This window comes from Micromonospora auratinigra, assembly GCF_900089595.1.
Taxonomy (GTDB): Bacteria; Actinomycetota; Actinomycetes; order Mycobacteriales; family Micromonosporaceae; genus Micromonospora; species Micromonospora auratinigra.
This window is the reverse complement of sequence record NZ_LT594323.1, coordinates 2201124-2225963: the sequence shown is the minus strand read 5'-3', so window position 1 is coordinate 2225963 and position 24840 is coordinate 2201124. Positions and strand designations below refer to the sequence as shown.

22 protein-coding genes are annotated in these 24840 nt (G+C 76.4%); 17 read left to right on the top strand and 5 right to left on the bottom strand.

Annotated features, from left to right (window positions below; all coding sequences use genetic code 11):
* Window positions 1-190: 190 nt before the first annotated feature.
* Window positions 191-1588, bottom strand: coding sequence for an acyl-CoA synthetase (locus GA0070611_RS10190; RefSeq protein WP_091661499.1), 1398 nt, complete (start codon window positions 1586-1588; stop codon window positions 191-193).
* Window positions 1589-1800: 212 nt separating this feature from the next.
* Between GA0070611_RS10190 and GA0070611_RS10185 the strand changes: the two genes are divergently transcribed.
* On the top strand, window positions 1801-2175 hold the full coding sequence (locus GA0070611_RS10185; RefSeq protein ID WP_091661497.1) for a DUF1622 domain-containing protein: 375 nt from the start codon (window positions 1801-1803) through the stop codon (window positions 2173-2175).
* Window positions 2176-2207: 32 nt separating this feature from the next.
* The gene (locus tag GA0070611_RS10180; RefSeq protein ID WP_091661494.1) at window positions 2208-2696 is read left to right on the top strand and encodes a macro domain-containing protein; all 489 of its coding nucleotides are present in this window, start codon (window positions 2208-2210) and stop codon (window positions 2694-2696) included.
* Between the two features lie 15 nt (window positions 2697-2711).
* On the opposite strand, the gene GA0070611_RS10175 is transcribed toward GA0070611_RS10180, so the two are convergent.
* Window positions 2712-4214, bottom strand: coding sequence for a multicopper oxidase family protein (locus tag GA0070611_RS10175; protein ID WP_091661491.1), 1503 nt, complete (start codon window positions 4212-4214; stop codon window positions 2712-2714).
* A gap of 207 nt (window positions 4215-4421) precedes the next feature.
* Here GA0070611_RS10175 and GA0070611_RS10170 point away from each other — a divergent pair, with 207 nt between their 5' ends.
* From GA0070611_RS10170 to GA0070611_RS10145, 6 genes are all read left to right on the top strand, one after another.
* Window positions 4422-6488: a heavy metal translocating P-type ATPase gene (locus GA0070611_RS10170; protein ID WP_091672744.1), complete on the top strand. Its 2067-nt coding sequence runs from the start codon at window positions 4422-4424 to the stop codon at window positions 6486-6488.
* Window positions 6489-6583: 95 nt separating this feature from the next.
* On the top strand, window positions 6584-6985 hold the full coding sequence (locus GA0070611_RS10165; protein ID WP_091661486.1) for a TOBE domain-containing protein: 402 nt from the start codon (window positions 6584-6586) through the stop codon (window positions 6983-6985).
* An 11-nt stretch (window positions 6986-6996) separates the two neighbouring features.
* The gene (gene modA / locus GA0070611_RS10160) at window positions 6997-7755 is read left to right on the top strand and encodes a molybdate ABC transporter substrate-binding protein (RefSeq protein ID WP_197675980.1); all 759 of its coding nucleotides are present in this window, start codon (window positions 6997-6999) and stop codon (window positions 7753-7755) included.
* A complete protein-coding gene (locus GA0070611_RS10155) occupies window positions 7755-8546 on the top strand; it encodes an ABC transporter permease (RefSeq protein ID WP_091661478.1) in 792 nt (263 codons plus the stop codon). The genes modA and GA0070611_RS10155 overlap by 1 nt, the downstream gene beginning before the upstream one ends.
* Window positions 8543-9598: an ABC transporter ATP-binding protein gene (locus tag GA0070611_RS10150; protein WP_407940420.1), complete on the top strand. Its 1056-nt coding sequence runs from the start codon at window positions 8543-8545 to the stop codon at window positions 9596-9598. Before GA0070611_RS10155 ends, GA0070611_RS10150 begins: the two co-directional genes overlap by 4 nt.
* 94 nt (window positions 9599-9692) lie before the next feature.
* The gene (locus GA0070611_RS10145) at window positions 9693-9974 is read left to right on the top strand and encodes a hypothetical protein (protein ID WP_231921393.1); all 282 of its coding nucleotides are present in this window, start codon (window positions 9693-9695) and stop codon (window positions 9972-9974) included.
* A 113-nt stretch (window positions 9975-10087) separates the two neighbouring features.
* Here GA0070611_RS10145 and GA0070611_RS32210 read toward each other — a convergent pair whose 3' ends face one another.
* Together GA0070611_RS32210 and GA0070611_RS10135 are read right to left on the bottom strand one after the other, a co-directional pair.
* Entirely contained in the window at window positions 10088-11821 is a 1734-nt protein-coding gene (locus GA0070611_RS32210) for an alkaline phosphatase family protein (protein ID WP_091661470.1), read from the bottom strand.
* A gap of 33 nt (window positions 11822-11854) precedes the next feature.
* Window positions 11855-12721, bottom strand: a complete 867-nt coding sequence (locus GA0070611_RS10135) for a CDP-alcohol phosphatidyltransferase family protein (protein ID WP_091661466.1) — start codon at window positions 12719-12721, stop codon at window positions 11855-11857.
* A gap of 92 nt (window positions 12722-12813) precedes the next feature.
* On the opposite strand from GA0070611_RS10135, the gene GA0070611_RS10130 reads away from it, so the two are divergent.
* From GA0070611_RS10130 to GA0070611_RS10100, 7 genes are all read left to right on the top strand, one after another.
* Window positions 12814-13791, top strand: coding sequence for a zinc-dependent alcohol dehydrogenase (locus tag GA0070611_RS10130; protein WP_091661463.1), 978 nt, complete (start codon window positions 12814-12816; stop codon window positions 13789-13791).
* Window positions 13792-13793: 2 nt separating this feature from the next.
* Window positions 13794-14192: a 6-pyruvoyl trahydropterin synthase family protein gene (locus tag GA0070611_RS10125; RefSeq protein ID WP_091661460.1), complete on the top strand. Its 399-nt coding sequence runs from the start codon at window positions 13794-13796 to the stop codon at window positions 14190-14192.
* Between the two features lie 6 nt (window positions 14193-14198).
* The gene (locus GA0070611_RS10120) at window positions 14199-15236 is read left to right on the top strand and encodes a glycosyltransferase family 4 protein (RefSeq protein WP_091661457.1); all 1038 of its coding nucleotides are present in this window, start codon (window positions 14199-14201) and stop codon (window positions 15234-15236) included.
* Window positions 15233-16042 (top strand): class I SAM-dependent methyltransferase, encoded by an 810-nt coding sequence (locus GA0070611_RS10115; protein ID WP_091661454.1) that lies wholly within the window; start codon window positions 15233-15235, stop codon window positions 16040-16042. Before GA0070611_RS10120 ends, GA0070611_RS10115 begins: the two co-directional genes overlap by 4 nt.
* Before the next feature lie 365 nt (window positions 16043-16407).
* Complete coding sequence (locus tag GA0070611_RS10110; protein ID WP_091672743.1) at window positions 16408-17316, top strand: lysylphosphatidylglycerol synthase domain-containing protein; 909 nt, start codon at window positions 16408-16410, stop codon at window positions 17314-17316.
* Between the two features lie 70 nt (window positions 17317-17386).
* Window positions 17387-18037: a GTP cyclohydrolase II gene (locus tag GA0070611_RS10105; protein WP_091661449.1), complete on the top strand. Its 651-nt coding sequence runs from the start codon at window positions 17387-17389 to the stop codon at window positions 18035-18037.
* Window positions 18034-18726, top strand: a complete 693-nt coding sequence (locus tag GA0070611_RS10100) for a RibD family protein (RefSeq protein WP_091661445.1) — start codon at window positions 18034-18036, stop codon at window positions 18724-18726. Before GA0070611_RS10105 ends, GA0070611_RS10100 begins: the two co-directional genes overlap by 4 nt.
* A 57-nt stretch (window positions 18727-18783) precedes the next feature.
* On the opposite strand, the gene GA0070611_RS10095 is transcribed toward GA0070611_RS10100, so the two are convergent.
* On the bottom strand, window positions 18784-19896 hold the full coding sequence (locus tag GA0070611_RS10095; protein WP_091661441.1) for an FUSC family protein: 1113 nt from the start codon (window positions 19894-19896) through the stop codon (window positions 18784-18786).
* Window positions 19897-20646: 750 nt separating this feature from the next.
* Here GA0070611_RS10095 and GA0070611_RS10090 point away from each other — a divergent pair.
* Both GA0070611_RS10090 and GA0070611_RS10085 read left to right on the top strand, forming a co-directional pair.
* Window positions 20647-23586 (top strand): helix-turn-helix transcriptional regulator, encoded by a 2940-nt coding sequence (locus GA0070611_RS10090; RefSeq protein ID WP_091661437.1) that lies wholly within the window; start codon window positions 20647-20649, stop codon window positions 23584-23586.
* 195 nt (window positions 23587-23781) lie between these two features.
* A complete protein-coding gene (locus GA0070611_RS10085; protein ID WP_091661433.1) occupies window positions 23782-24753 on the top strand; it encodes a hypothetical protein in 972 nt (323 codons plus the stop codon).
* The last annotated feature ends 87 nt before the right edge of the window (window positions 24754-24840 follow it).

Below are 24840 nucleotides of genomic sequence, written 5' to 3'. Positions count from 1 at the left end.
CGAGGTGGCAGCAATTCGACGAGTCTGGTACTGGCCGTCCCATCTGGAACTTGTCGCCGGCGCGGATGCAGTGCACAGCCGGCCTGGACGTGCCGCCGTCGGCAGCGCCCATTGCGGCGCCGGTCATCGATACAGAGATGCTGGGCGCCTGCAGCGACCTAGAAGCTGGCCTATAAGTGCTCTCGTACGCTCAGCCCAGCCGGGACTTCTGCACCTTGCCGAGCGCGTTGCGGGGCAGCGCGTCCAGGAAGTGCACCCGCCGTGGTCGCTTGTGCACCGCCAACTGCCGCGCCACGAAGTCGATCAGCTCCGCCTCGGCGGCGGAGTCCGCCACCACGTACGCGGTCACCCGTTGCCCCAGCTCGGCGTCCGATACGCCGACGACGGCGGCCTCGCGGACCGCCGGGTGGGCCAGCAGCGCCTCCTCCACCTCGCCGGCCCCGATCCGGTACCCGCCGCTCTTGATCAGGTCGGTGGCGGCCCGCCCGACGATCCGGTGCCGCCCGTCGAGGTCGATGGTGGCCACGTCGCCGGTGCGGAACCAGCCGTCGGGCAGCCGCACGGCGGCGTCGGCGTCCGGCCGGCCGAGGTACCCGTCGCCCAGGGTCGGCCCGCTGACCAGCAGCTCACCCATCGCCCGGCCGTCCGACGGCAGCGCCGCGCCGTGCTCGTCGACCAGGCGGGTCCGGATCCCCGGCAGCGGCCAGCCGACGGTGCCGGCCACCCGGGGCCGGTCGGCGCGGGCGCTCACCGTGATCAGGGTCTCGGTCATGCCGTACCGCTCGACGACCCGGTGCCCGGTCAGCGCGGCCAGCCCGTCGAAGACCGCCGGGGACAGCGGCGCGCTGCCGGAGACCAGCAGCCGGGCCCCGCGCAGCGCCCGGGCGGCGGCGGGGCGGGCGTGCACCCGCGACCAGACGGTCGGCACCCCGAACAGCAGCGAGCCGCCGGCCGCCGCGTACCGCTCGGGGTGCGGGCGTCCGACGTGGTCCAGCCGGCCGCCGAGGCGCAGCGGCCCCAGCACCCCCAACACCAGCCCGTGTACGTGGAACAGCGGCAGTCCGTGCACCAGCAGGTCGTCCGGGGTCCACGCCCAGGCGTCGGCCAGCCCGTCCAGGCAGGCCGCGATGGCCCGCCGGGACAGCAGCACGCCCTTCGGCAGCCCGGTCGTCCCGCTGGTGTAGAGGATCAGCGCCGTCCGGTCGTCGGCCGGTTCCCGGTGCCGGGTGGCCGACCGGTCCCGCGCCGACACCGGCACCCGGGGCAGGTCGCCCGCGTCCACCTCGACGCCCGCCGCGTGCAGCACCGCGGCGGCGGCGGAGTCGCGCAGGATGTGCGCCCGCTCCATCGGACCGGCGTCCGGCGGCACCGGCACCACGGTCACGCCGGCCAGCAACGCCCCGACGACCGCCACCACCGTCTCCAGCGACGCGGTGGCCTGCACCGCGACCCGGTCCAGCCCGTGGATCCGGTCGGCGACCGCCGACGCGCTCGCCCACAGGTCGGTGCCGGAGATCGCCCGGCCGGCGACCCGGAGCGCGTCCGGGCGCTCGTCCGGCGCGTGCGACAGCGCGGTCAGCAGGGCCACCTGAAGCCTCCCGGAAGCGGGTGCACCCGGCGGCGTGCCGGCCCGGTGCGGAGCCCGACGGGCCCGGACCCGACCGTAACGGCCCCGGCACGGCGGGCACCACCCCTACCCACTCCTGTCGGCCACCGAGCCCACCGTCGGCCGGGAACGGGCCCGCGCGCCGCGACGATGCGCCATCGTGGGGGCGAGGGCCGGCGGAGCGGGGGTGACGGGTGCCGACCAAGGAGATCATTCAACTGATCGGCGCGTTGCTCGACCTGGCCGGCGTGCTGGTCATCGCCGTGGGGATCGCCGGCGCCACCGTGGTGTTCCTGCTGCGCTGGTGGCGTACCCGGCAGCTGGTGGAGCACTACCGGACCTACCGGCAGGGCGTCGGGCGGGCCATCCTGCTGGGGCTGGAGTTCCTGGTCGGCGGGGACATCATCCGTACGGTGGCGGTCTCGCCCACCTTCACCAGCGTCGGCGTGCTGGCGTTGATCGTGCTGGTCCGGACCTTCCTCAGCTTCTCGCTGGAGGTGGAGCTGGACGGCCGCTGGCCCTGGCAGGGCAAGCCACCGGTGAGCGGGCCGAGCGTCGGCGCGCGGTAATTCGGCGGTGCCCGTCGTACCGCGCCGGCACAATGCCGGGCGTGACACCGCTGCGCATCATCAAGGGGGACGCGACCAGTCCACAGGCCAGCGGCCCCAAGGTGATCGGACACGTCTGCAACGACCTGGGCGGCTGGGGCAAGGGCTTCGTGCTGGCGATCTCCCGCCGCTGGCCGGAGCCGGAACGCGACTACCGCGACTGGCACCGGCACCGCGCCGGCAACGACTTCGGGCTCGGGGCGACCCGGTTGGTCCGGGTCGCCCCGGACATCTGGGTGGCGAACATGGTCGGCCAGCGCGGGACGCGCCGCGGCAGCGCCGGGCCACCCATCCGGTACGACGCCCTGGAGCGCTGCCTCGGCTCGTTGGCCGCGCAGGTCGAGGCGCTGGGTGGCGCGTCGGTGCACCTGCCCCGGATCGGCTGCGGGCTGGCCGGCGGTCGGTGGGCGCGGGTCGAGCCGCTGATCGTCGCGCAGCTGTGCGCCCGGGACCTGCCGGTCACCGTCTACGACCACGACTGAGGCGGTGCGGGTCGGTCAGGCCCGGTAGGCCAGCTCCACCATCATCCCGGCCTCGGCGTGGTACGCGTTGTGGCAGTGCGTCATCCACCGGCCCGGGTTGTCGGCGTCCAGGTCGACGGCGACGGTGCGGCCGGGCGTGACCACCACGGTGTCCTTGCGCGCCCCGCCGCCGGCTACGGCGAAGGTGTGTCCGTGCACGTGCATCGGATGGAACATCGTGGTGGTGTTGACGAACTCCAGCCGGACCCGTTCGCCGTGCGCGACGACCAGCGGCTCGGCGTGGTCGTGGGGCACGCCGTTGATCGTCCAGCGGTACGGCATCATGCCGCCACCCAGCGTGAGCCGGTGCACCCGGTCCGGCGGGCGACCGGTCAGGGCCACCGCGTCGGCGGTGCGCAGCGTGGCGGGCAGCAGCACCGTCCGGTCCAGCTCGGCAGGTCGTACGCCGGCCGGCGGCGGGGCGCCGGCGGCGGTGCGGACGACGGCCCGCCCCTGTCCGGTCTTGCCCTCCGCCTCGGCGACCAGCGGGAAGACGCCGTCGGCGAGGGTGACCAGCAGATCGGCGCGTTCGCCCATGCCGAGCAGCAGCGCGTCGGTGCCGGCCGGCACGACCGGGAAGCCGTCGGTGTGCGTGACGGTCAGCCGGTGCCCGCCGAGCGCGACCCGGTACGCGGTGTCCGAGGCGGCGTTGACCAGCCGGATCCGCACCCGCTGCCCGGGCCGGCCGGTGAGCGTCACCGGCGCGTCCGGCACCCGCCCGTTCACCAGGTGGTACGGGTACGACACGTCGCCCGCCCCGCCGAGCAGCGGCGAGCGGAACATCTCCATCCCGCCCATGGTCATCCCGGACATGCCGTCCATCCGGCCGCCCATCGAGCGCAGCCCGGCGAGCACCTCGTCCGGGGTGCGGCCGGTCCCGTCGAGCCAGTCGTCGAGCACCACGATCCACTCCAGGTCGTGGTCGCCCGGCTCGTGCGGGTCGTCCACCACCAGCACCCCGTACAGCGCTCGGTCGAGCTGCACCCCCGAGTGGGGGTGGTAGAAGTACGTGCCCGGGTCAGGGACGGTGAACTCGTAGCGGTGCGTGTCGCCGGGGCGCACGGGTGCCTGGGTCAGCCCCGGCACTCCGTCCATGTCGTTGCGCAGCGCGATCCCGTGCCAGTGCACGCTGGTCGACACGGGCAGGTCGTTGGTGACGGCCACCTGGAGCAGGTCGCCGGCCCGGGCGCGCAGCAGCGGGCCGGGACCGGTGTCGGCGTACCCCCAGGTGGTGACGACGGGGCCGCCGAGGTCGTGGGTGACGGGACGGGGGTGCAGCCCCGCGGTCACGGTGGCCGCGCCGGGACGGCGGCGGGTCGCCTCGACCCGCCCGATCACGGGGCCGTCGGGGGCGATCAGCCGCGCGCCGGACGCGCCACGCCACCAGGCCGCCGTCCCGGCCGCGCCGGCCAGTGCGGCGGTGCCGGCGAGCCCGGCCAGCAACCGTCGCCGGCCGATCCCGTGCCATTGACCGTCCATCGCGGCTTCCTTCCGCTCGTCCGCTCTCGACGATGCACCGGTACATACCGCCCCAACACGGAAAGATGGCCCGGTGGGGCGGGACGAAGGTCACGTCCCCAGGTACCCCCGGGGGGTATATGGTGGCAGTGGAGGTGAGGTCCCATGGCACCGGAACACTGGCACGACGAGGCACCCGCCGTCCCCGGCGGCACACCGCACGGCGGCATGGCGCACGCCGCGCACGGGGGAGACAGGGGCACACCGCACGGCGGCCGTCCGGGCGGGCACGACAAGCACGCCGGGCACGACCCGGAGCAGTTCCGCCGCACGTTCTGGCTGAGCCTGGTGCTGACCGTACCGATCGTGGCGACCAGCCACATGGTGATGGACTGGTTCGGCTACCGGCTCGACCTCCCCGGGGTGACCTGGGTCGGTCCGGTGCTCGGCTCGGTCGTCTTCTGGTACGGCGGCTGGCCCTTCCTCGTCGGCGGCGTCCGCGAGATCCGGGACCGGGCCCCCGGGATGATGCTGCTGATCTCGATGGCGATCACCGTCGCGTACGCCGCCTCCGTGGCGACCAGCCTCGGCCTCTTCGACCTCGACTTCTGGTGGGAGCTGGCCGCGCTGGTGACCATCATGCTGCTCGGGCACTGGCAGGAGATGAAGGCGATCGGGCAGGCCCAGGGGGCGCTCGCCGCCCTGGCCGCGCTGCTGCCCGACGACGCCGAACGCCTCGACGACGCCGGGCGGCCGCACCCCGTGCCGGTCGGCGAGCTGCGGGTCGGCGACCTGGTGCTGGTCCGCTCCGGCGGGCGGGTGCCGGCCGACGGCCAGATCGTCGACGGCACCGCCGAACTGGACGAGTCCATGATCACGGGGGAGTCCCGGCCGGTGCCCCGCGCGGCCGGGGACCGGGTGGTCGCCGGCACCGTCGCCACCGACTCCGCCCTGCGGGTCCGCGTCGAGGCCGTCGGCGAGGACACCGCGCTCGCCGGTATCGGCCGGCTGGTCGCCCAGGCGCAGTCCTCCGGCGGTCGCGCCCAGGCCCTGGCGGACCGTTTCGCCGCCCTGCTGTTCTACGTCGCCGCCCTGGCCGGGCTGGCCACCTTCGTCGCCTGGCTCGTCCTCGGCACCGCCGATGAGGCCGTGGTACGCACCGTGACGGTGCTGGTGATCGCCTGCCCGCACGCCCTCGGGCTGGCCATCCCGCTGGTCGTGGCACTCTCCACGGCGCTCTCCGCGCGGGCCGGCATCCTGGTCAAGGACCGGCTGGCCCTGGAGCGGATGCGCACCGTCGACGCGGTGCTGTTCGACAAGACCGGCACCCTGACCAAGGGGCGGCACACCCTGACCGGGGTGGCCGCCACCGGCGACCTGGACGAGGACGGGGTGCTGCGCCTCGGCGGCGCGGTCGAGGCCGACAGCGAGCATCCACTCGCCCGGGCCCTGGTCACCGCCGCGCGGGACCGTGGTCTCGCGGCGGAGGCGCGCGACTTCCGGTCGCTCACCGGGCGGGGGGTACGGGCCACCGTCGACGGTACGGACTGGGCGGTCGGCGGCCCCGCCCTGCTGCGCGAGCTGGGCGTGGACGTTCCCGAGCCGCTGCGCCGGGCGGCCGACGGCTGGGCGCGGCGCGGCGCGGCGGTGCTGCACCTGGTGCGCCTGCCCGACCCGGGCGCCCCGGCGGTCCTCGGCGCGTTCGCGCTGGAGGACGAGGTGCGCCCGGAGGCCCGGGCGGCCATCGCCGAACTGCGCGAGCAGGGGGTGCGCAAGATCGTCATGATCACCGGGGACGCCCGCCCGGTCGCCGAGGCGGTCGCCGCCGACCTGGGCTTCCGCCCCGGGGTGGACGAGGTCTTCGCCGAGGTGCTCCCCGCCGACAAGGACAAGGCGGTCAGCGAGCTCCAGTCCCGGGGGCTGACCGTGGCGATGGTCGGCGACGGGGTGAACGACGCCCCGGCGCTGGCCCGCGCGGACGTGGGCGTCGCCATCGGCGCCGGCACCGACGTGGCGATCGAGTCGGCCGGCGTGGTGCTGGCCTCCTCGGACCCGCGCGGGGTCACCGGCGTGATCCGGCTGTCCCGGGCGTCGTACCGGAAGATGCGGCAGAACCTGGCCTGGGCCGCCGGCTACAACGTGGTGGCCATCCCGCTCGCCGCCGGGGTGCTGGCCTGGGCGGGGATCACGCTCAGTCCGGCGGTCGGCGCGGTGCTGATGTCGGCGTCGACCATCGTGGTCGCGCTCAACGCGCAACTGCTGCGCCGGGTCCGCCTCGCCCCGACCGGGCAGTGAGGCCGCACCTGCGGCAGGTTCGGCCTCTCGTGCCTCGGAGGTGCAAGGGGTCGCGCCCCTTTCCGGCCGCAACCGCGTACGGCTAGGGTGGCCGGGTGACGGAGTTCCGGATCGGCGAGGCCGCCGAACTGCTCGGCGTCAGCGCGGACACCGTCCGGCGCTGGATCGACGCCGGGCGGCTGCCGGCCACCCGCGACGCGCACGGTCACCGGGTGCTCGCCGGCACCGACCTGGCCGCCTTCGTCCGCGCCCCGGGCCACCCCGAGCTGTCGTCGGCCCGCAACCGGCTGCGCGGCATCGTCACCGCAGTCGTCAAGGACACCGTGATGGCCCAGGTCGACATCCAGGCCGGCCCGTTCCGGATCGTCTCGCTGATGAGCCGGGAGGCCGTCGACGAACTCGACCTGCGGGTCGGCTCGGTGGCCGTCGCCGTGATCAAGTCGACCACCGTGGTGGTCGAGCGCGCCCCCACCCCCAAGGGAAGGACCAGCTCGTGACCGTACGGTGGATCCGCGCCGCCCTCGCCGCGACGGCCGCGCTGGCCCTGGCCCTGACCGGCTGCGGCGGTGGCGACGGGCCGGTCAGGACCGACGGCGGCCGGATCACGGTCTTCGCCGCCGCCTCGCTCACCGAGTCCTTCACGAAGCTGGGCCGGGACTTCCGGGCCGCCCACCCGGGCAGCGCCGTCACCTTCAACTTCGCCGGCAGCTCCGCGCTCGCCACCCAACTCGTCCAGGGCGCCCCGGCCGACGTCTTCGCCGCCGCCTCCCCGGCCACCATGAAGACCGTCACCGACGCGGGCGAGGCCGCCGGCACCCCGGCCACCCTGGCCCGCAACCAGCTCGTCATCGCCGTGCCCAAGGGCAATCCCGGACGGGTCACCGGCCCGGCCGACCTCGCGCGACTGAAGGTGGCGCTCTGCGCCGCGCAGGTGCCCTGCGGGGCGGCCGCGAGGACGGCCCTCGACGCGGCCGGTGTCCGGCTCACCCCGGCCACCCTCGAACAGGACGTCAAGGGGGCGCTGGCGAAGCTGAGACTCGGCGAGGTGGACGCGGCGCTGGTCTACCGCACCGACGTACGGGCCGCCGCCGGTGACCTCGACGCCGTCGAGTTCCCCGAGTCCGCGCGGGCGGTCAACGACTACCCGATCGTGGTGCTGAAGCGGGCCGGGGACCCGGCCACCGCCCGGGCCTTCGTCGACTTCGTCCGCGGCGAGGCGGGCCGGTCCGTGCTGACCGCCGCCGGTTTCCAGCCGCCCCCGGCCTGATGCGCGGTCCCCGGCAGCGGGTGCCACTCGCCCTGCTCGTCCCCGCCGGCCTCGGGCTGCTCTTCCTCGTCCTGCCGTTGGTCGGGCTCCTGCTCCGGGCCCCCTGGACCGACCTGCCGCGCCGGCTCGCCGCGCCGGGCGTGCTCACCGCGCTGCGGCTGTCGCTGGAGACCGCCACCCTCGCCACGCTGCTCAGCGTCGTGCTCGGCGTACCCCTGGCCTGGCTGCTGGCCCGGGTCGAGTTCGCCGGCCGGCGGCTGGTCCGGGCCCTGGTCACGGTGCCGCTGGTGCTGCCCCCGGTGGTCGGTGGGGTGGCCCTGCTGCTGGTCTTCGGCCGGCGCGGGCTGCTCGGGTCCTGGCTGGACGCCACCTTCGGGGTGAGCCTGCCGTTCAGCACCGCCGGCGTGGTGCTCGCCGAGGCGTTCGTCGCCATGCCGTTCCTGGTGCTCGCCGTGGAGGGCGCGCTGCGCGGGGCCGACCGCCGGTACGAGGAGGCGGCGGCCACCCTCGGCGCGGGCCGGTGGACCACCTTCACCCACGTCACCCTGCCGCTGGTCGCGCCCGGGGTGGCCGCCGGCGCGGTGCTCTGCTGGGCCCGCGCGCTCGGTGAGTTCGGCGCGACCATCACCTTCGCCGGCAACTATCCCGGCCGGACGCAGACCATGCCGCTCGCCGTCTACCTGGCCCTGGAGACCGACGTGCAGGCGGCCGTCGTGCTCAGCCTCGTCCTGCTCACCGTCTCCGTCGCCATCCTCGCCGGACTGCGCGACCGCTGGGTGGGTGGCGTGTGACCGCCCTGCTCGACGCGCACCTGGTCGCCGGCCGGGGCGGCTTCCGGCTCGACGTGCGGCTGCGGGTCGCCGCCGGGGAGGTGGTCGCGCTGCTCGGCCCGAACGGCGCCGGCAAGACCACCGCGCTGCGTACCCTCGCCGGGTTGCACCCGCTCGACGCCGGCCACCTCACCCTCGACGGCGTCGACCTGGACCGGCCGGCGCGACGGGTGTGGACGCCGCCGGAGCGCCGGCCGGTCGGCGTGGTCTTCCAGGACTACCTGCTCTTCCCGCACCTCAGCGCGCTGGACAACGTCGCCTTCGGGCCGCGCCGCCGGGGCGCCGACCGACGGGCCGCCCGGGCCCGCGCCCAGCACTGGCTGGACCGGGTGGGGCTGGGCGAGCGGGCCCGGGACAAGCCCCGTCGGCTCTCCGGCGGGCAGGCCCAGCGGGTCGCGCTGGCCCGCGCCCTCGCCGTCGGGCCCACCCTGCTGCTGCTCGACGAGCCGCTCGCCGCGCTCGACGCGCGGACCAGACTGGACACCCGGGCCGCGCTGCAACGACACCTGGGTGAGCACACCGGCGCCACCCTGCTGGTCACCCACGACCCGCTGGACGCCCTGGTGCTGGCCGACCGGCTGGTCATCGTCGAGGACGGCCGGGTGGTCCAGGAGGGCGACGCCGCCACCGTCACCGCCCGACCCCGCACCGACTACGTGGCCCGGCTGGTCGGCCTCAACCTGCACCGGGGGCACGCCGACGGGCACACCGTCACGGTCGGCGGACTCGCCCTCACCGCCGCCGACGCCGTGCGCGGCGACGCCTTCGTCGCCTTCCCGCCGGCCGCCGTCGCGCTGCACCCGGACCGCCCCGACGGCAGCCCGCGCAACGTCTGGCCGGCCACCGTCACCGGCGTCCAGCGGCACGGCGACAACCTGCGCGTCCAGCTCGACGGGCCGGTCGCGGTCGCCGCCGACGTCACCCCGGCCGCCGCCGCCCACCTCGGGCTGCGACCGGGGCAGCGGGTCTGGGCGGCGGTGAAGGCGGCGGAGACCCGCGCGTACCCCGCGTGACGTACGCCTCTGGACGGTCCACCTTCGGCGGAGGAGGTTTGATCCCGGCCCTGTCGGTCAGTGAACAGGCAAGCCAGGACGAGAGGGGAACCCGGTGCCCGACACGACACACATCCGGTCCAGCCACCAGGTGGCCCTGCCCGAGGACGTCACCGACCCGCTGCTGTGGCGGGCGGCGTACGACGTCGCCGCCGCGCACCGGCCGGACGCGGCGGGTCGCTGCGCCAGCCTGCTCTGCGCCGGCCGGCCCGCGCCCTGCGAGCCGCTGACCCAGGCCCGCCGGGCGATGCGGCTGGCCCAGGGCGCGGTCTCCCGCCGTCCGGCGGGACGCCCGGTGCCGGCCCGCTCGGCCCGCGACCGCCGCCACGCGGCCTGACCGTTCCGCCCGCGCCGCCGGCCGCTCGGCGTCACTGCCCGGGGCCGGCGGCGTGGTGAGCGGCTGCGGTGCCCGACGGCGTGCTGGTGTGGTGGGCGGGGGCGGCGCCACCGTCAGTGGCCGGCGGTGGGGCCGAAGGCGGCGAGGAAGCGGTCCCGGAAGGCGTCCATCCGCCACACCGGGGCCTGCGGGCCGGGCCGCAGCCCGTCCTGCCAGCCCCAGCCGGCCACCCGCTGGAGCACCGTCGGATCCTTCGCGACGATGGTGATCGGCACGTCCCGGCTCGCGCCCTCGCCGGTCACCGTGGCGGTCGGCTGGTGGTCGCCGAGGAAGACGAGCACCAGGTCGTCCCCGCCGTAGGTGAGCACGTAGGAGACCAGGGTGTCCAGGCTGTACCGGATGGCGTGCGCGTAGTCGGCGCGGATCTGGTGGGTGTCGCGCTGCACCACGTCCCGGCTGCCGCCGGTCCGGGTGGACGCCTCGGCGAAGACGGAGCCGTCGCCGACGGCGTCCCACGGCACCGGCTCCGGGATCGCCGACCAGGGGGAGTGGCTGGAGACCAGCGGGATCTCGGCCATCAGCGGGGCGTGCGGCCGGGCCCGTTCGAGTCGCTGGAACGTCGCCAGCGTGTACTGGTCGGGCATCGGCGCGTAGCTGAACTTGGGACCGCGGTAGTCGAGCCGCGCGGCGTCGTAGTAGCGGTCGTAGCCGAAGAACTTCCCCTCCGGCCAGGGCTGGGTGGCGGCGGGCAGCACTCCGACCGTCTGCCAGCCGGCCCGGTGGAACGCCCCGTTGAGGGTGAGCCGGTCCCCGGCCAGCAGGTCGCGGTGGCGCTGGTCGTTGTCGATCCACAGCCCGGAGAGCAGGGTGCCGTGGGCCAGCCAGCTTCCGCCGCCGAAGGTGGGGGAGGTGAGGAAGCCGCTGCGGGCGTCGAACCCGGCGGCCCGCAGCCGTCCGTAGCCGTCGTCGAGCACCCGGTTCACGCCCGGGGACAGCTCCGGGTCCTCCACCGCGTCGCGGCCGTAGCTCTCCACGAACGCGACCAGCACGTCCTTGCCGCGCAACCCGGTCAGCAGCCGGTCACCGGGGGTGTCCCGGTACGCGTCGGTCGCGGCCTGGCCGGCGAACACCGCCCGGTCCCGTACCCCGGCCCGCACCTGCCCGGCGTGCGCCGCGAGCAGGGTGGCCGCCTCCCGGCCGGCGACCGGTCCGCCGCCGACGCGGACCCCGAACAGGGCGCAGCCCAGCCAGAGCACGGCCAGCGCCGCCACCACCCGGGTCGAGACCCGCCGGTGCCGGGTGACCAGCCGGGCCAGCCGCCGCACCGCCAGGGTGACCAGGATGAGCAGGCCGGCGGCGAGCAGCACCGCCCCGACCGCCGCCGCGACCGCGCCGGTCCGGCCGATCGAGTCGCGGAGGTAGCCGAACCCGTCGTCGAACAGCCCCCAGTCGAGCAGCACGTCGAACGGCCGGTCGCGGGCCGCGAAGAAGCCCGCGTCGAGCAGCCGCAGCACGGTGACCAGGCCCAGCAGCAGCCCGGCCGGCACGGCCAGCGGGCGGCCCACCCGGGGCGGCAGGACGAGCAGCAGGGCCACCCCGACCAGCCCCTCCACCGGGATGCGCAGGACGGTAGCGGGCGTGAGCGCGCTCAACCGGTCGGGCAGCACGAGCGCGGCGAGCACCAGCAGCGTCGCGAGCCCGGTGAGCGTCGCGGTGGTGATCCGCCGCGCGGTGGTCGGGGTCCCGGTCGCCGCGGCCGGCGTCTGCGGTGCGGGCGGGACGGGGGTGGCGGGCTCACCGGCCGCACCGTTGCGGGCCGGCCGGCGGAGGCGGCGGAGCAGTGACACGGGAACATCCTTCTGCGGGGAGGGCGGACGACGTCAGACGGGCTGGTGGGCGGGGACCCGGGCGACCGGGGGCACCGGGCGCGCCGCCGGTCCGGCCGGGTGGGCGGCCCGGGCGGTGGGTTCGAGGACGAGCCGGGTGGCGGGTCCGTCGAGGCCCGCCGGCCGGACCCCGACGATCACCGTGGCCGCGGCGGGCCGGTCGGCCGGCGTCGCGGCGGGGCGGTGCCGCCAGAGCCAGTGCACGTCCCGGCCGAACGACTCGACCAGCAACGCGAGTGCGGCGGCGGCGGGCACCAGCTGGGGCCCCGGCAGCAGCCGGCTCGCCGCCACGGTGAGCAGGATCCCCTGCGCCGCGGCGACCACCTTGCGCCAGTAGCGGGGCGGCAGCGGGCGGCGCATCCACGGCAGGACCCAGCTGGCCGCGACGAAGGCGTACCGCATCGCGCCGATGGCGAGCACCCAGCCGCCCACCGACGGGGCCAGGTGGGCGCTGAGCACCAGGATGAGGAACGCGTCCACCTCCATGTCGAAGCGGGCGCCCAGCGCGCTGGCCGTCCCGGTGCGCCGCGCCACCCGCCCGTCGACCCAGTCCAGCGCGAGCGCCACCACGGTCAGCGGCACCAGCACTGCCACCGGCGCGGGGCCGGTCCCGGCGTCGACCACCAGGGCCAGCACGCCGCCGACCAGCAGCGCCCGGGTCAGGGTCACCAGGTCGGCGGGGCCCGGCCGGGCCGCGTCGGCGGCCCGCAGGCCGCGTCCCAGCAGGGCGCCGAGCACCGAGGCGTACGTCAGGCCGGCGAGCCAGCCCGGCACGCCGAGGCCCACCGTGCCGGCGAGTGCGGCGAGCACCAGGAACTGAGTGACCGGCGCGGCCAATCGGCCATTTCGAACCGTGGACACCCTGCCTCCGTGTCTATGATCGACAACCCTGCCATCTGACACGGGAAAACTGCCCGTTCGGTTCGGTCCGAAGCGTCGGGAGAGGAGAAACCGTGATCGGCGACGCCCGCGCGTTCTGGCTCCGCGCCCCCGGCGAGGGGGAGCTGCGCCCGGTCGAGCTGGCCCCGCCCGGCCCGGACGAGGTGCTGGTCCGCACCCTGTTCTCCGGGGTGAGCCGGGGCACCGAGACCCTCGTCTTCACCGGGAAGGTCCCGGCCGACCAGTACGCCGCGATGCGCGCCCCGTTCCAGGAGGGCGACTTCCCGGCCCCGGTGAAGTACGGCTACCTCAACGTCGGCGTCGTCGCGCGGGGACCCGAGGGGCTGCGCGGCCGGACCGTCTTCTGCCTCTACCCGCACCAGAGCGCGTACGTGGTGCCGGCCGACGCCGTGCTGGTCGTACCGGAGGACGTGCCGGCGTCCCGGGCGGTGCTGGCCGGCACGGTGGAGACCGCGGTGAACGCGCTCTGGGACGCCGCCCCGCTGGTCGGCGACCGGGTGAGCGTCATCGGCGCCGGCATGGTGGGCTGCTGCGTGGCCGCCCTGCTGGCCCGCTTCCCGGGGGTCCGGGTGGAGCTGGTCGACGCGGACCCGGCGAAGGCGGCGGTGGCCGCCGCGCTCGGCGTCGACTTCGCCCGGCCCGCCGACGCGACCGGCGGCCGGGACCTGGTGGTGCACGCCAGCGCCACCGCCGAGGGGCTGCAACGCGGCCTCGACCTGCTCCGCCCGGAGGGCACCGTGCTGGAGCTGAGCTGGTACGGCGACCGGCCGGTCACGCTCGCCCTGGGCGGGGCGTTCCACTCCCGCCGGCTGCGGATCCGCAGCAGCCAGGTCGGCACCGTGTCGCCCCGGCGGGCCGACCGCAGCTACCGCGACCGGCTGGCGCTGGCGCTGGAGCTGCTCGCCGACCCGGTCTTCGACGCGCTGCTCAGCGGCCCGTCCCGCTTCGACGAGCTGCCCGACGTGCTCGCCCGGCTCGCCGCGGGCGAACTGCCCGCGCTCTGCCACCTCATCACCTACCCCGAGGAGTGACCGTGTTCAGCGTGACCGTCCGGGACCACATCATGATCGCCCACAGCTTCCGGGGAGAGGTGTTCGGCCCGGCCCAGCGGCTGCACGGCGCGACCTTCGTCGTCGACGCCACCTTCCGCCGGCCGGAGCTGGACGCGGACGGGATCGTGGTCGACATCGGCCTGGCCACCGAGCAGCTCAAGGCCGTCCTCGGCGAGCTGAACTACCGCAACCTGGACGACGAGCCGGCCTTCGCCGGCACCAACACCACCACCGAGGTGCTGTGCCGGACCATCGCCGACCGGCTCGCCGAGGCGGTGCACGGGGGCCGGCTGGGGGACGGGGCACGCGGCCTCGCCGGGATCGCCGTCACCCTGCACGAGTCGCACGTCGCCTGGGCGAGCTACGAGCGGGCCCTGTAACCGCCGATGAGCGTGGTGCACGTGGTGCTGCCCGGCGACATCGACGACCCGGCCACCCCCAGCGGCGGCAACGCGTACGACCGGCAGGTGTGCCGGGGGCTGGCCGGCCGCGGCTGGACCGTGCGCGAGCACCCGGTGCCGGGCGCCTGGCCGCACCCCGGGGCGCCCGAGCGGGCCGCCCTCGCCGCCGTGCTCGCCGGTCTGCCCGACGGCGCGCCCGTGCTGCTCGACGGCCTGGTCGCCTCGACCGTGCCGGAGCTGCTCACCCCGCACGCCCGGCGGCTGCGCCTGGTGCCGCTGGTGCACCTGCCGCGCGAGGACCACGCGGAGGCCCGGGCCCTGGCGGTGGCGGCCGGCGTGGTCGCCACCAGCGAGTGGACCCGGCGGCGGCTGCACGACCGGTACGCGCTGCCCGCCGACCGGGTCACCGTCGCCGCGCCCGGCGTCACCCCGGCGCCGCTGACGTCCGGCTCGCCGGCCGGCACCAGGCTGCTCTGCGTCGCGGCGGTCACCCCGCTCAAGGGCCACGACGTGCTCGCCGCCGCGCTGGCCGGGATCGCCGACCTCGACTGGAGCTGCGCGTGCGTCGGCGCGCTCAGCCGCGACCCGGACTTCGTCGCCGGGCTGCGCGGGCGGCTCGCCGCCGACGGCCTGACCGACCGGGTCCACCTGTCCGGCCCCCGCGTCGGGGCGGAGCTGGACGTCGCGTACGCCGCCGCCGATCTGCTCATCGTGCCGTCCCGGCGGGAGACGTACGGCATGGTGGTGACGGAGGCCCTGGCCCGGGGCCTGCCGGTGCTGTGCAGCGACACCGGTGGCCTGCCCGACACCCTCGGGTACGCCCCGGACGGCACCCGGCCCGGCCTGCTCGTGCCGGCGGACGACCCGGCGGCGCTGGCCGGCGCGCTGCGCCGCTGGCTGACCCGGCCGGAGCTGCGCGCCGGGCTGCGTCACGCGGCCCGGCAGCGCCGGGACACCCTCACCGACTGGACGGTCACCGTGGACCGGCTGGCGGCAGCCCTGAAGGAGGCCACCGCGTCATGACGACCCAGCTGCCCCCCGACTTCGCCGACTGGCTGCGTCTGCGCGAACCTGCCGACGCGGCGGCCCGCAGCGCCGAACTGGTCGACGCGGTGCGCCGCCGGCTCCCCGCCGACCGGCCGGTGGTCGTGCACGACCTGGGCAGCGGCACCGGGTCGATGGCCCGCTGGCTGGCCCCGCTGCTGCCCGGGCCGCAGCGCTGGGTGCTGCACGAGCAGGACGCCGAGCTGGGCCGGCTGGCCACCGCCGTACCGGTGCGCGCCGCCGACGGCAGCCCGGTCGCGCTGGAGACGCGCGCCTCGGACATCACCCGGCTGACCCCCGCCGACCTCGCCGAGGCGCACCTGGTGACCGCCTCCGCGCTGCTGGACATGCTCACCGCCGAGGAGCTGGAGCGGACCCTGGCCGCCTGCGCCGGCCGGCCGACGCTCATCGCGATCTCGGTGGTCGGCCGGACCGGCTTCGAGCCGCGGGATCCGCTCGACGCCGAGTTCCAGGCCGCGTTCAACGCCCACCAGCGGCGCACCGTCGACGGGCGGACCCTGCTCGGCCCGGACGCGGTGGACACGGCCGTCGCGGCGTGGCGCCGCGGGGGCGTCCCGGTGACGGTCCGCGACAGCCCGTGGCGGCTGGGACCGGAGCAGGCCCCGCTGATCGCCGAGTGGCTGACCGGGTGGCTGGCGGCGGCCGTCGAGGAGCGCCCCGAGCTGGCCGGCCCGGCCGAGGCGTACCGGCAGCGGCGGCTGGCCGAGGCCGCCGCCGGCCGGTTGCGGGTGGTGCTGGAGCACACCGACCTGCTGGCCGGGTGAACCGCGCGGCCCTGCGGCACGTGCCTCTCAGTGGACCGAGGGAGGACCGCTTGCCGCACGCCACCGTCGCCGGGCCCACCGCCACCGCGTTCGTCACCCCGGTGGCGGTCGGCCGGCTCGTCGCCCCATCCGCGCCGGTCGCCCTCGTCGCGCCCGCCGCCCGGACCGGGCCGGTCGACCTGGTCGCGCCCGCCGCGCCGCCCGCGCCGGCCGGCCCGGTCGTACCCGCCGTCCGGACCGCGCCCGTCGCGCCCGCCGCCCCGGTCGTACCCGCCACCCGGACCGCGCAGGTCACACCGGTCACACCCGCCGCGCCCTGCGCGCCGCGCGGGGGCGCGTCGACCGGCGCCGGCCGGCGCGCGGGCCTGCTGCGCACGGTCGGTGGGCTCGGGGTCCTCGCCGTGCTCGTCTGGTGGGTGGGCACCGGGCCGTTCCTGGCCGGGCTCCGGCTGATCGACGCCCCGGCCCTCGCCGCCGCGCTCGTCCTCGGGGCGGTCACCACCGTCTGCTGCGCCTGGCGCTGGTCGCTGGTCGCCGAAGGGCTGGGCGTACGGCTCCCGCTGCCCACCGCCGTCGCGCACTGCTACCGGGCGGTGTTCCTCAACTCCACCCTGCCCGGCGGGGTGCTCGGGGACGTGCACCGGGCGGTGCGCCACGGCCGCGACGCCGGGGACGTCGCCCGGGGCGTCCGGGCCGTGGTCTGGGAGCGGGCGGCCGGGCAACTGGTCCAGCTGGTCCTCGCCGTGGTGCTGCTGGCGGCCCTGCCCTCCCCGGTGCGGCCCTACCTGCCGCTGCTCGCCGGGGTACCGGCCGCCGGCGTGGTGGGGCTGGCCCTGGCGGCCCGCGCGGTGCCGCGCTCCGGCGCGTCCCGGTGGGCCCGGGCGGTCCGGACCGCCGGGGCGGACGTCCGGGCCGGGCTGCTCGCCCGCCGGACCTGGCTGGGGGTCACGGCGGCCTCGGCGGTGGTGGTCGCTGGGCACCTGGGCACCTTCCTGATCGCGGCGCGGACGGCCGGCGCGGACGCGCCGCTGTCCCGGCTGCTGCCGTTGACGCTGCTGGCCCTGCTGGCGATGGGCCTGCCGACGAACGTGGGCGGTTTTGGCCCCCGGGAGGGGGTGGCCGCGTGGGCGTTCGCCGCCGCCGGCCTCACCGCCGCCCAGGGCGTCGCCACGGCCACCGTGTACGGGGCACTGGCCCTGGCCGCCAGCCTGCCGGGCGCGGTGGTGCTGGTGGCCGGCCGGTGGCCTCGCCGGCTGACCGGCAGACGGCGGTGATCCCGCCTACGGTGAAGGTGCGAGGGGTGTGCGTTGCCGGCGTGTCCGGCAGCCGGGACGGAGGATGACGATGGACGACACGGTGCCCACGGCGACGATCCGGACCGAGGTGACGGTCCCGCTGCGCTTCCCCGACGGCTACGTCACCACCGCCCGCGTGCACTCCTTCCACGGTCTGGTGGACGGCCGGGAGCACCTCGCCCTCGGGCTCGGTGACCGGGCCGACCCGGGACGCCCCGACGCCGACCTGCCGCCGCCGCTGGTCCGCCCGCACAGCGAGTGCCTGACCGGGGACGTCTTCGGCAGCCAGCGCTGCGACTGCGGCCCCCAGCTCCGCGAGGCCGTGGAGCGGATCGCCGAGGCCGGTGGCTACCTGCTCTACCTGCGGCAGGAGGGCCGGGGCATCGGCCTGTACGCCAAGCTCGACGCGTACGCCCTGCAGGACGGGGGACTGGACACCTACGAGGCGAACGTGGCGCTGGGGCGCGGCGCGGACGAGCGGGACTACACGGTGGCCGCGCAGATGCTCGCCGCGCTGGGGGTGAGCCGGGTGGCGCTGCTCAGCAACAATCCGGACAAGGCCGCCCAGTTGGCGCAGCTGGGCGTCACGGTGGTCGACCGGGTGCTCACCGGCGTACACCTGTCCCCGGCCAACGCCGACTACCTGGCGGCCAAGGTCACCCACGCCGACCACGCCCTCGACCTGCCCTTCGTGCCGTGACCGCGCGGCCGTACGTGCTGCTCAGTTGCGCGATGTCGATCGACGGCTACATCGACGACGCGACCACCGCGCGGCTGCTGCTCTCCAACGACGTCGACCTGGACCGGGTCGACGAGGTCCGGGCCGGCTGCGACGCGATCCTGGTCGGGGCCGCCACGGTGCGCCGCGACGACCCGCGCCTGCTGGTCCGCTCCGACCTGCGCCGGGCCGAGCGGGTGACCCGGGGCCTGCCGCCCTCGCCGGTGAAGGTCACCGTCACCGGCAGCGGCGACCTCGACCCGGCCGGCCGCTTCTTCACCCTCGGCGACGGGCTGAAGCTGGTCTACTGCCCGAGCGGGGTGGTGGAGAAGGCCCACGAGCAGGTGGGCCGGGTGGCGACCGTGGTCGACGGGGGAGACCCGGTCACCCCGGCGGCGGTGCTCGACGACCTGGCCGCCCGGGGCGTACGCCGGCTGATGGTGGAGGGCGGCGGCAGCGTGCACTGCCAGTTCCTCACCGCGGGCCTGGTCGACGAGCTGCACCTGGTGGTCGCGCCGTTCTTCGTCGGGGACGGCCGGGCGCCGCGCTTCGTCGGGGACGGTCGCTTCCCCTGGCACGCCGGCCGCCGGGCCCGGGTCGTCGAGGTACGCCAGATCGACGACGTGGTGCTCACCCGCTACGCCCTCTCCGACCGCTGCCCGAGCGGCTGACGGTCCTGCCCGGCCGCGTCGGCGACGCAGCCGGGCAGCACCGCCGACCGACGCCCGTCAGGACGCCGGGGTGGGCAGGCCGAGCGCCTCGTCGACCCGGTTCAGCACCGCCACGTCGTCCGTGCCGATGCCGCGCAGCAGGTCGATCGCGGTCGCCCGGATCTGCCCGACGATCATGACGACCGGCAACGGCGGCCGGGACTCCAGCAGCTCGGCGGCGACCCGTACCGCCGCCATGGCGGCCTCGTCGGCCCGGTCGGCGTGCCGGTCGGCGTCCTGCCCGGTGAGATCCCGGGCCAGGGCCGCCCCGGCCTCGCGGACCGCCTCGGTCAGCGAACCGAGGGCGGTGCCGAGTTCGGGTGGGGTGGCGGTGTGCAGCCGGGTCAGGGTGACCCCGTTGCGGGCCAGCACCCGGATGTTGCGTACCGCGTAGTCGAGCTGCCGGGTGGTGGCCTCGACCTGCTCCAGCTGGCCCAGGTGGCGGCGGCGGCGCACGCGCAGCCGGACGGTCTCGGCGCACGCCTGCACCGCGGCCCGCAGCCGCTCCACGCAGCCGTCCACCTGCCGGGCGCGCTCCAGCGCCGCCTGGGCCGCGTCGGCGTCGCAGCTGCCCAGGGCGTCATGGATCCGGTCGAGCAGCGCGGCCAGGTCGGCGTACGTCTGCCGGGCCTCGGCGAGCAGCGGCGCGAGCGGGTCGCGGGCGACCACCAGTTGGCTGGCGGCCAGCGCGACCGCCCCGCCGATCAGCGCGTCGACGAACCGGAACGGGGTGAAGTCGCCCTTCGGCGCGGCGACCACCACCAGGTAGAGGGCGGAGACCGTGGTCTGGGTGATCAGCGTGCTGCTGGCCCCGGCCGCCACCGTGACGCCGAGGGTGAGCAGCAGCACCACCACCATGGTGCCGGTGCCCGGGCCGAGCGCGTGGATCATCAGTTCGGCGGTGAGCACTCCGCCGGCCACCCCGAGGATCAGCTCGACGGTCTGCCGGACCCGCTGTCCCCGGGACTCGCTGAGCACGATCAGCGCCGCGCTCGGCGCGAAGAACGGATCGGGGTGACCGATCAGCCGCGCGGCGATCAACCAGGCCACGGTCGCGGCCAGCACCGCCTCCACCACCGGCACCCACGCCTGTCGAAGCCGCCCCAGGGCGGCTCCCCACCACTCGCGCATGAACCACGGTCCTCCCCGTCGGGACCGGCGCACCACGGACCCTCCGTTCCGGCCGGTGCGGCTCCTACCCGCGAGGCGGATCTCCCTAACCGGAGCGTCGGCCGGGCCGGCGGTGTCGGCCCCCACAGTCGACCCGCGCCCGGCCGGGTCGACCCCACCGGCCGGTGCGGTCCGTCGTCGATCCGGTCGGTGCCTCCCGGGTACGCCGGCCCGCGCGGGACGGGGCGCGCTCCACCGTGCGCCCGGGGCCGCCCGGCCGTTCGTGCGGACCCTCGTCCGCCGAACCCGGCGCGTCGTCCCCCGTCCGGTCGGCCGGCGGCGGAAGCCGGACGGCAGCGGCTGCGGTCCGGGTGCCCGCGGTCGTCCGTACGGTGTGGTCCGCCGATTCACGTCTTGACCGGAATGGATGTCTCGGATAGAGGGCGAATTCCCTCGCGGATGCGTCGCGGTATCCGGGAAAGCGAATTCTCCGGTCCTCTTGTCGGCCCCGACGCGCGACCGCATTCGCCGTTCGTCCACCGGTGCGGGCCGCGTCGCCGCCGCGCTGACAAAAACCCGCAAGCGGCATGCTTTACTCCTAAATGTACGGATCGCTGCATCTGTTCGGTGACCGGATCGTATCTGTGGGTTGCGGAGGGGATGCCGGGACAGTGCCGTGACCCGGCCGGGCCAGCGAATTCAGCGCGCGTCGAGTCGATATTTTCGAGCTTTGCCCGGGCCCCGGTATAGTGCCGGGCAATCCCCATCGGAATGTGTCGGAAGCGTTTGATCTGCGTGATGACATCTGGGCCGGAAAATGCCCCGGCGGGCCCGTGTTTCGTCGGGCGGCGACCGCAGTTGGCGCGGGTCGCGAGAGCCCACGCGGCCGCGATGGGTGACGGCCGGCAACTGGTCTGCGAGGTGGTGGGGGAGCCGGGCATCGGCAAGACCCGGTTCGTCCACGAGGCCCTGCGACACTGCGTTCCCACCGTTCCCCGGTCCGTCGGCACCTGCGCGCCGGACGAACGAGGCGTGCCCTTCCACGTGTTCCGGCACGCCCTGTCGGCGGGGCGGTCCCCCCGGCCCGGGCTGAGCGCCGGCCGGCCGGCCCGGGACCTCTGGGCCGAGCCGGATCCGAGCACGCCACCGCCGGCGCCGGCGCGGTCCCCGGACGCCCGGCGCTTCCGGCTCTACCAGTCGGCGCGCCGGCTCATCGGCCTGGCCGCCCGGGACGGGCTGGTGCTGGTCCTGGACGACCTGCACTGGGCCGATCCCTCCTCCATCGGCCTGATCGCCCACCTGCTGCGCTACCCGGTGCCCGCCCCGTTGCTGCTGGTGCTGGTCTACCGGCCGCGACAGATGGCCACCCCGATGCCGTTCGGGCCGCCCGGCGACCGCACCGGCACCGAGCCACCGGCCCGCGACCGGATCGAGCTCGGCCCGCTCAGCCTCGCCGACACCACCCTCCTGCACCCCTTTCTCGACCCGGCGGAGGTGCCCGCACGCTACGAGCTGACCGGCGGAAACCCCGGCTACCTGGCGGCCCTGCCCGGCGGCGCCGGCCCGGACCGGGGCGCCCCGGACCCCGACCCGCACGCGGGTCCGGTCGCCGCCCCGGCCCTGGCCGCGCTGCGCCGGGAGTGGGTGGACCTGCCGCCGGTCGAGTTGGCCTGCCTGCGGGCCGGGGCGGTCTTCGACGCCCCGTTCGACGCCGATCTGCTCGCCACGGTCGCCCAGGTGCCGGCCGCGCTGGCGGCCGAGTCCGGCTGGCGGCTGGCGCGCCGGGATCTGATCCGTCACGTGCCGGGCGGCGGGCGGTTCGCGTTCCGGCATCCGGTGCTGCGGATGGCGGTGGCCCAGGACAGCGACCCGGCCTGGCGGGCGGAGGCCTACGGGCGCGCGCTGACCGCGCTGGTCGAGCGCGGGGCGCCCCCGGCCGACCAGGCCCGGTACGCGGAGCGGCTGCTGGACCTGCCGCACGGTGGCTGGGTCGAACGCTGCGTCGACGTGCTCTCCCGGGCCGCCCAGGAGATCTACCGGGAGGCGCCCGAGTCGGCCATCCGCTGGCTGCGACTGGCCCTGCGGGCGCTGCGGCCCACCGCGGCCTCCGCCCAGCGGCGGCGCGACGTCTCGCTGGCGCTCGCCCGGATCACCGGCGAGGCCGGCAACCTGGCCGAGAGCAGGGCGCTGCTCCAGGAGATCGTGCCGCTCTTCCCCGCCGACCGGGAGGGGCGACGGGCCCGCGCGGTGGCCCTCTGGGCGCGGATGGAACGCCTGCTCGGCAACTACGCCGAGGCGCAGGCGATCAGTGGCCGGGAGCTGGCCGTCCTGCCCGGCGGCACCGGACCGGCCGGCGGCTACCGGCTCGCCACCGAGCTGGGGGCGGCCGGCATCCTGGCCGGGCGGACCGTGGTCCCGCCGGCCGACGTGCTCGCCGACGCGCCGGGCGAGCCACCCGCCGACGGGTCCGTCGAGGACCCGGCACGGTCCGGGGTGGACCGGGCCGGCCTGCTGGCCGTCCGTGGCCTGGCCGCCACCCACGACGGCGCCCTCGACCTGGCCCGGGACCTGGTCGAGGGCGCCGGCCGGATCGTCGACGCGCTGCCGGACCGGGACGTGCGCGACCACCCCGACTGCCTGACCGCGCTCGGGCTGACCGAGCTGCACCTCGAACGGCCGGCGGACGCGGTGCGGCACCTGGACCGCGGGCTGACCCTGGTCCGGGCGGCCCACCGCGACGACGGCCTGTGCCAACTGCTGCTCGGCCGCAGCCGGGTGGCCCACCACACCGGCCGGCTCGCGAGCGCCATCGACCTGGCCACCGAGGCGGGCATCGTCGCCCGACGGATCGGCAGCGGGGACCTGCTGAGCTTCGCCCTGGCGTTCGAGGCCGAGGCGACCGCCTGGCGCGGCGGCCTGCGCGACGACGAGCGGGCGGTGGCCCTGGCCCGCAGCGCGGTCGAACTCACCACCGACCTGGGCACCTGGTGCGGCCGGACCGCCGCCACCGCGCTGGCGACCGCGGCCCTGCTGGCCGGGGACCCGGCGACCTGCTCCGACCTGGTGCGCGGGGCCGGCGGCGGCGACCGGCTGCTCCGGCTCCAGGCCACCCTGCGCCCGATGTGGTTCGAGCTGCTCTGCGCCGCCGCCCTCGCCGCCGGTGACCCGGCGGAGGCGGACCGGCAGGCGCGGCTGGCGCTGGCCGAGGCGGACCGGATCGACCTGCCCGGCCAGCGCGGCTTCGCCGAGTCGGCGTACGGCGAGGTGCTGCTGGCGCGCGGCGAGGTGACCGCGGCGCTGCCGCACCTGGAGGCGGCCGCCGACCTGTTCCGGGCCGGTGGGCTGGTGCTGCGGCGCAGCCTGGCGCTGGTCTCGCTGACCCGGGCCGCCGAGGCCGCGGACCGGGCCGGACCGGCTGCCCGCGCCCGCCGGCAGGCGCTGGAACTGGCCGACTGGTGCGGCACCGAACGCGTGGCGCTGCGACTGGCCCGTCCCATCGACCCACGGGCGGTCACCATCCTGACCGACCGGGAGTGGCACATCGCCCGGCTGACCGCGACCGGAGCCACCAGCCGGCTGATCGGCCGGCAGCTGAACATCAGCCCGCGCACCGTCGAGGCGCACCTGACCCGGATCTACCGCAAGGCCGGTGTCGCCTCCCGGTCGGGTCTGGTCGCCTGGGTAGCCCGGCTCGATGACACGGATCGGTGACGCCGGCCGGCACCCGATGACGCCGTCGCGTGCAACGCCGACGCACCGGACAGCACGAGGCCGCACCGCCACCGGCGGCACCCCTCGACGGCTCACATACTCGACTGCATCCGGCGCGATTCCCGTGACCGGCGGTGGACGGAGGACGAGATGTCGGGCAGAAGATCCGTGCGGAGCCGGCGCGGACCCGCGCCGATGACGTCGTCCGCGGCCACCGCGCTGACCCTGCTGGCGCTGGCCGGCTGCGGCGGGCAGCCGGTCGACGCGGCCGCCCCCGGGCCCGCCGCCTCGGCCGCCTTCGGCGCCGAGCGGGCCGCCCTCGTGCTCACCGCCTTCGACCAGGCCGACTCCGCGGCCTCGGTCTCCGGCGACGTCGAGGCGCTGCGCACCCAGGAGGTGGCGCCCTCCCTGAACCTGAGCATCGCCGCGGTCCGCCGGGCCGCCCACAACCAGCGCCCGCAACCCGCGTTCCAGCACATCAACCCGGTCTTCGCGGTGCCCACGGGCGGGCCGAGCTGCTTCCTCACCACCGCCACCCTGCGGCTGACCGGCTCGGAGCTGGCGCCCACCGACGTGAGTCAGTTCGTGCTCGGCCCCGACGGGCAGTGGAAGCTCAGTCACAACGTCCAGATCTCCCAACCCGCCCTGGTGGCCGCCCGGAGCATCGGCGGCCGACCCGCGACGTCCGGCGGCACCGCGCTCGACGAGACCAGCCGGCGCGCCCTCGCCGCCGAGGTCTTCGCCCGCAGCATCGGCTCGACCACGAGCAACCGGTCACTGGTGGCGTCGAGCCCGCTGCTCGACAACCAGTTCGCCGGAGGCTGGGAGGTCTACGGGCAGCAGTTGGCGGGGGCCGGCGCGGCGGTGAAGCGGACGATGGACCGGGCCGAGTGGTCGGACTGCGCCGTCACGGTGCCGGCCGGCACGCTGACCTTCCTGACCGTGCACGCCACCGACACGCTCAGCCCCGCGCCCGGCGGGCCGGCCACCGTGCGGATGACGCCGCAGAGCCCGGACCTGATCGCCACCGGGCAACGCGCCGCGTTGAGCGGGAAGGCGATCCGGGTCACCCGGGTGCAGACCTTCCTGCTGCTGGTGCCGGCGCAGACCACCGGCACCACGGTGCTCGGGCTCAACGACACCGCGCTGACCGCCGCCGCCGGCTGAGCCGAGCCGTCCGCCGGCCGGCCCCGCGCCGACGGCAGAAACCGGTGCCATCCCTCGGGACCGGCGGGTCCGGACCGCGACGATGGC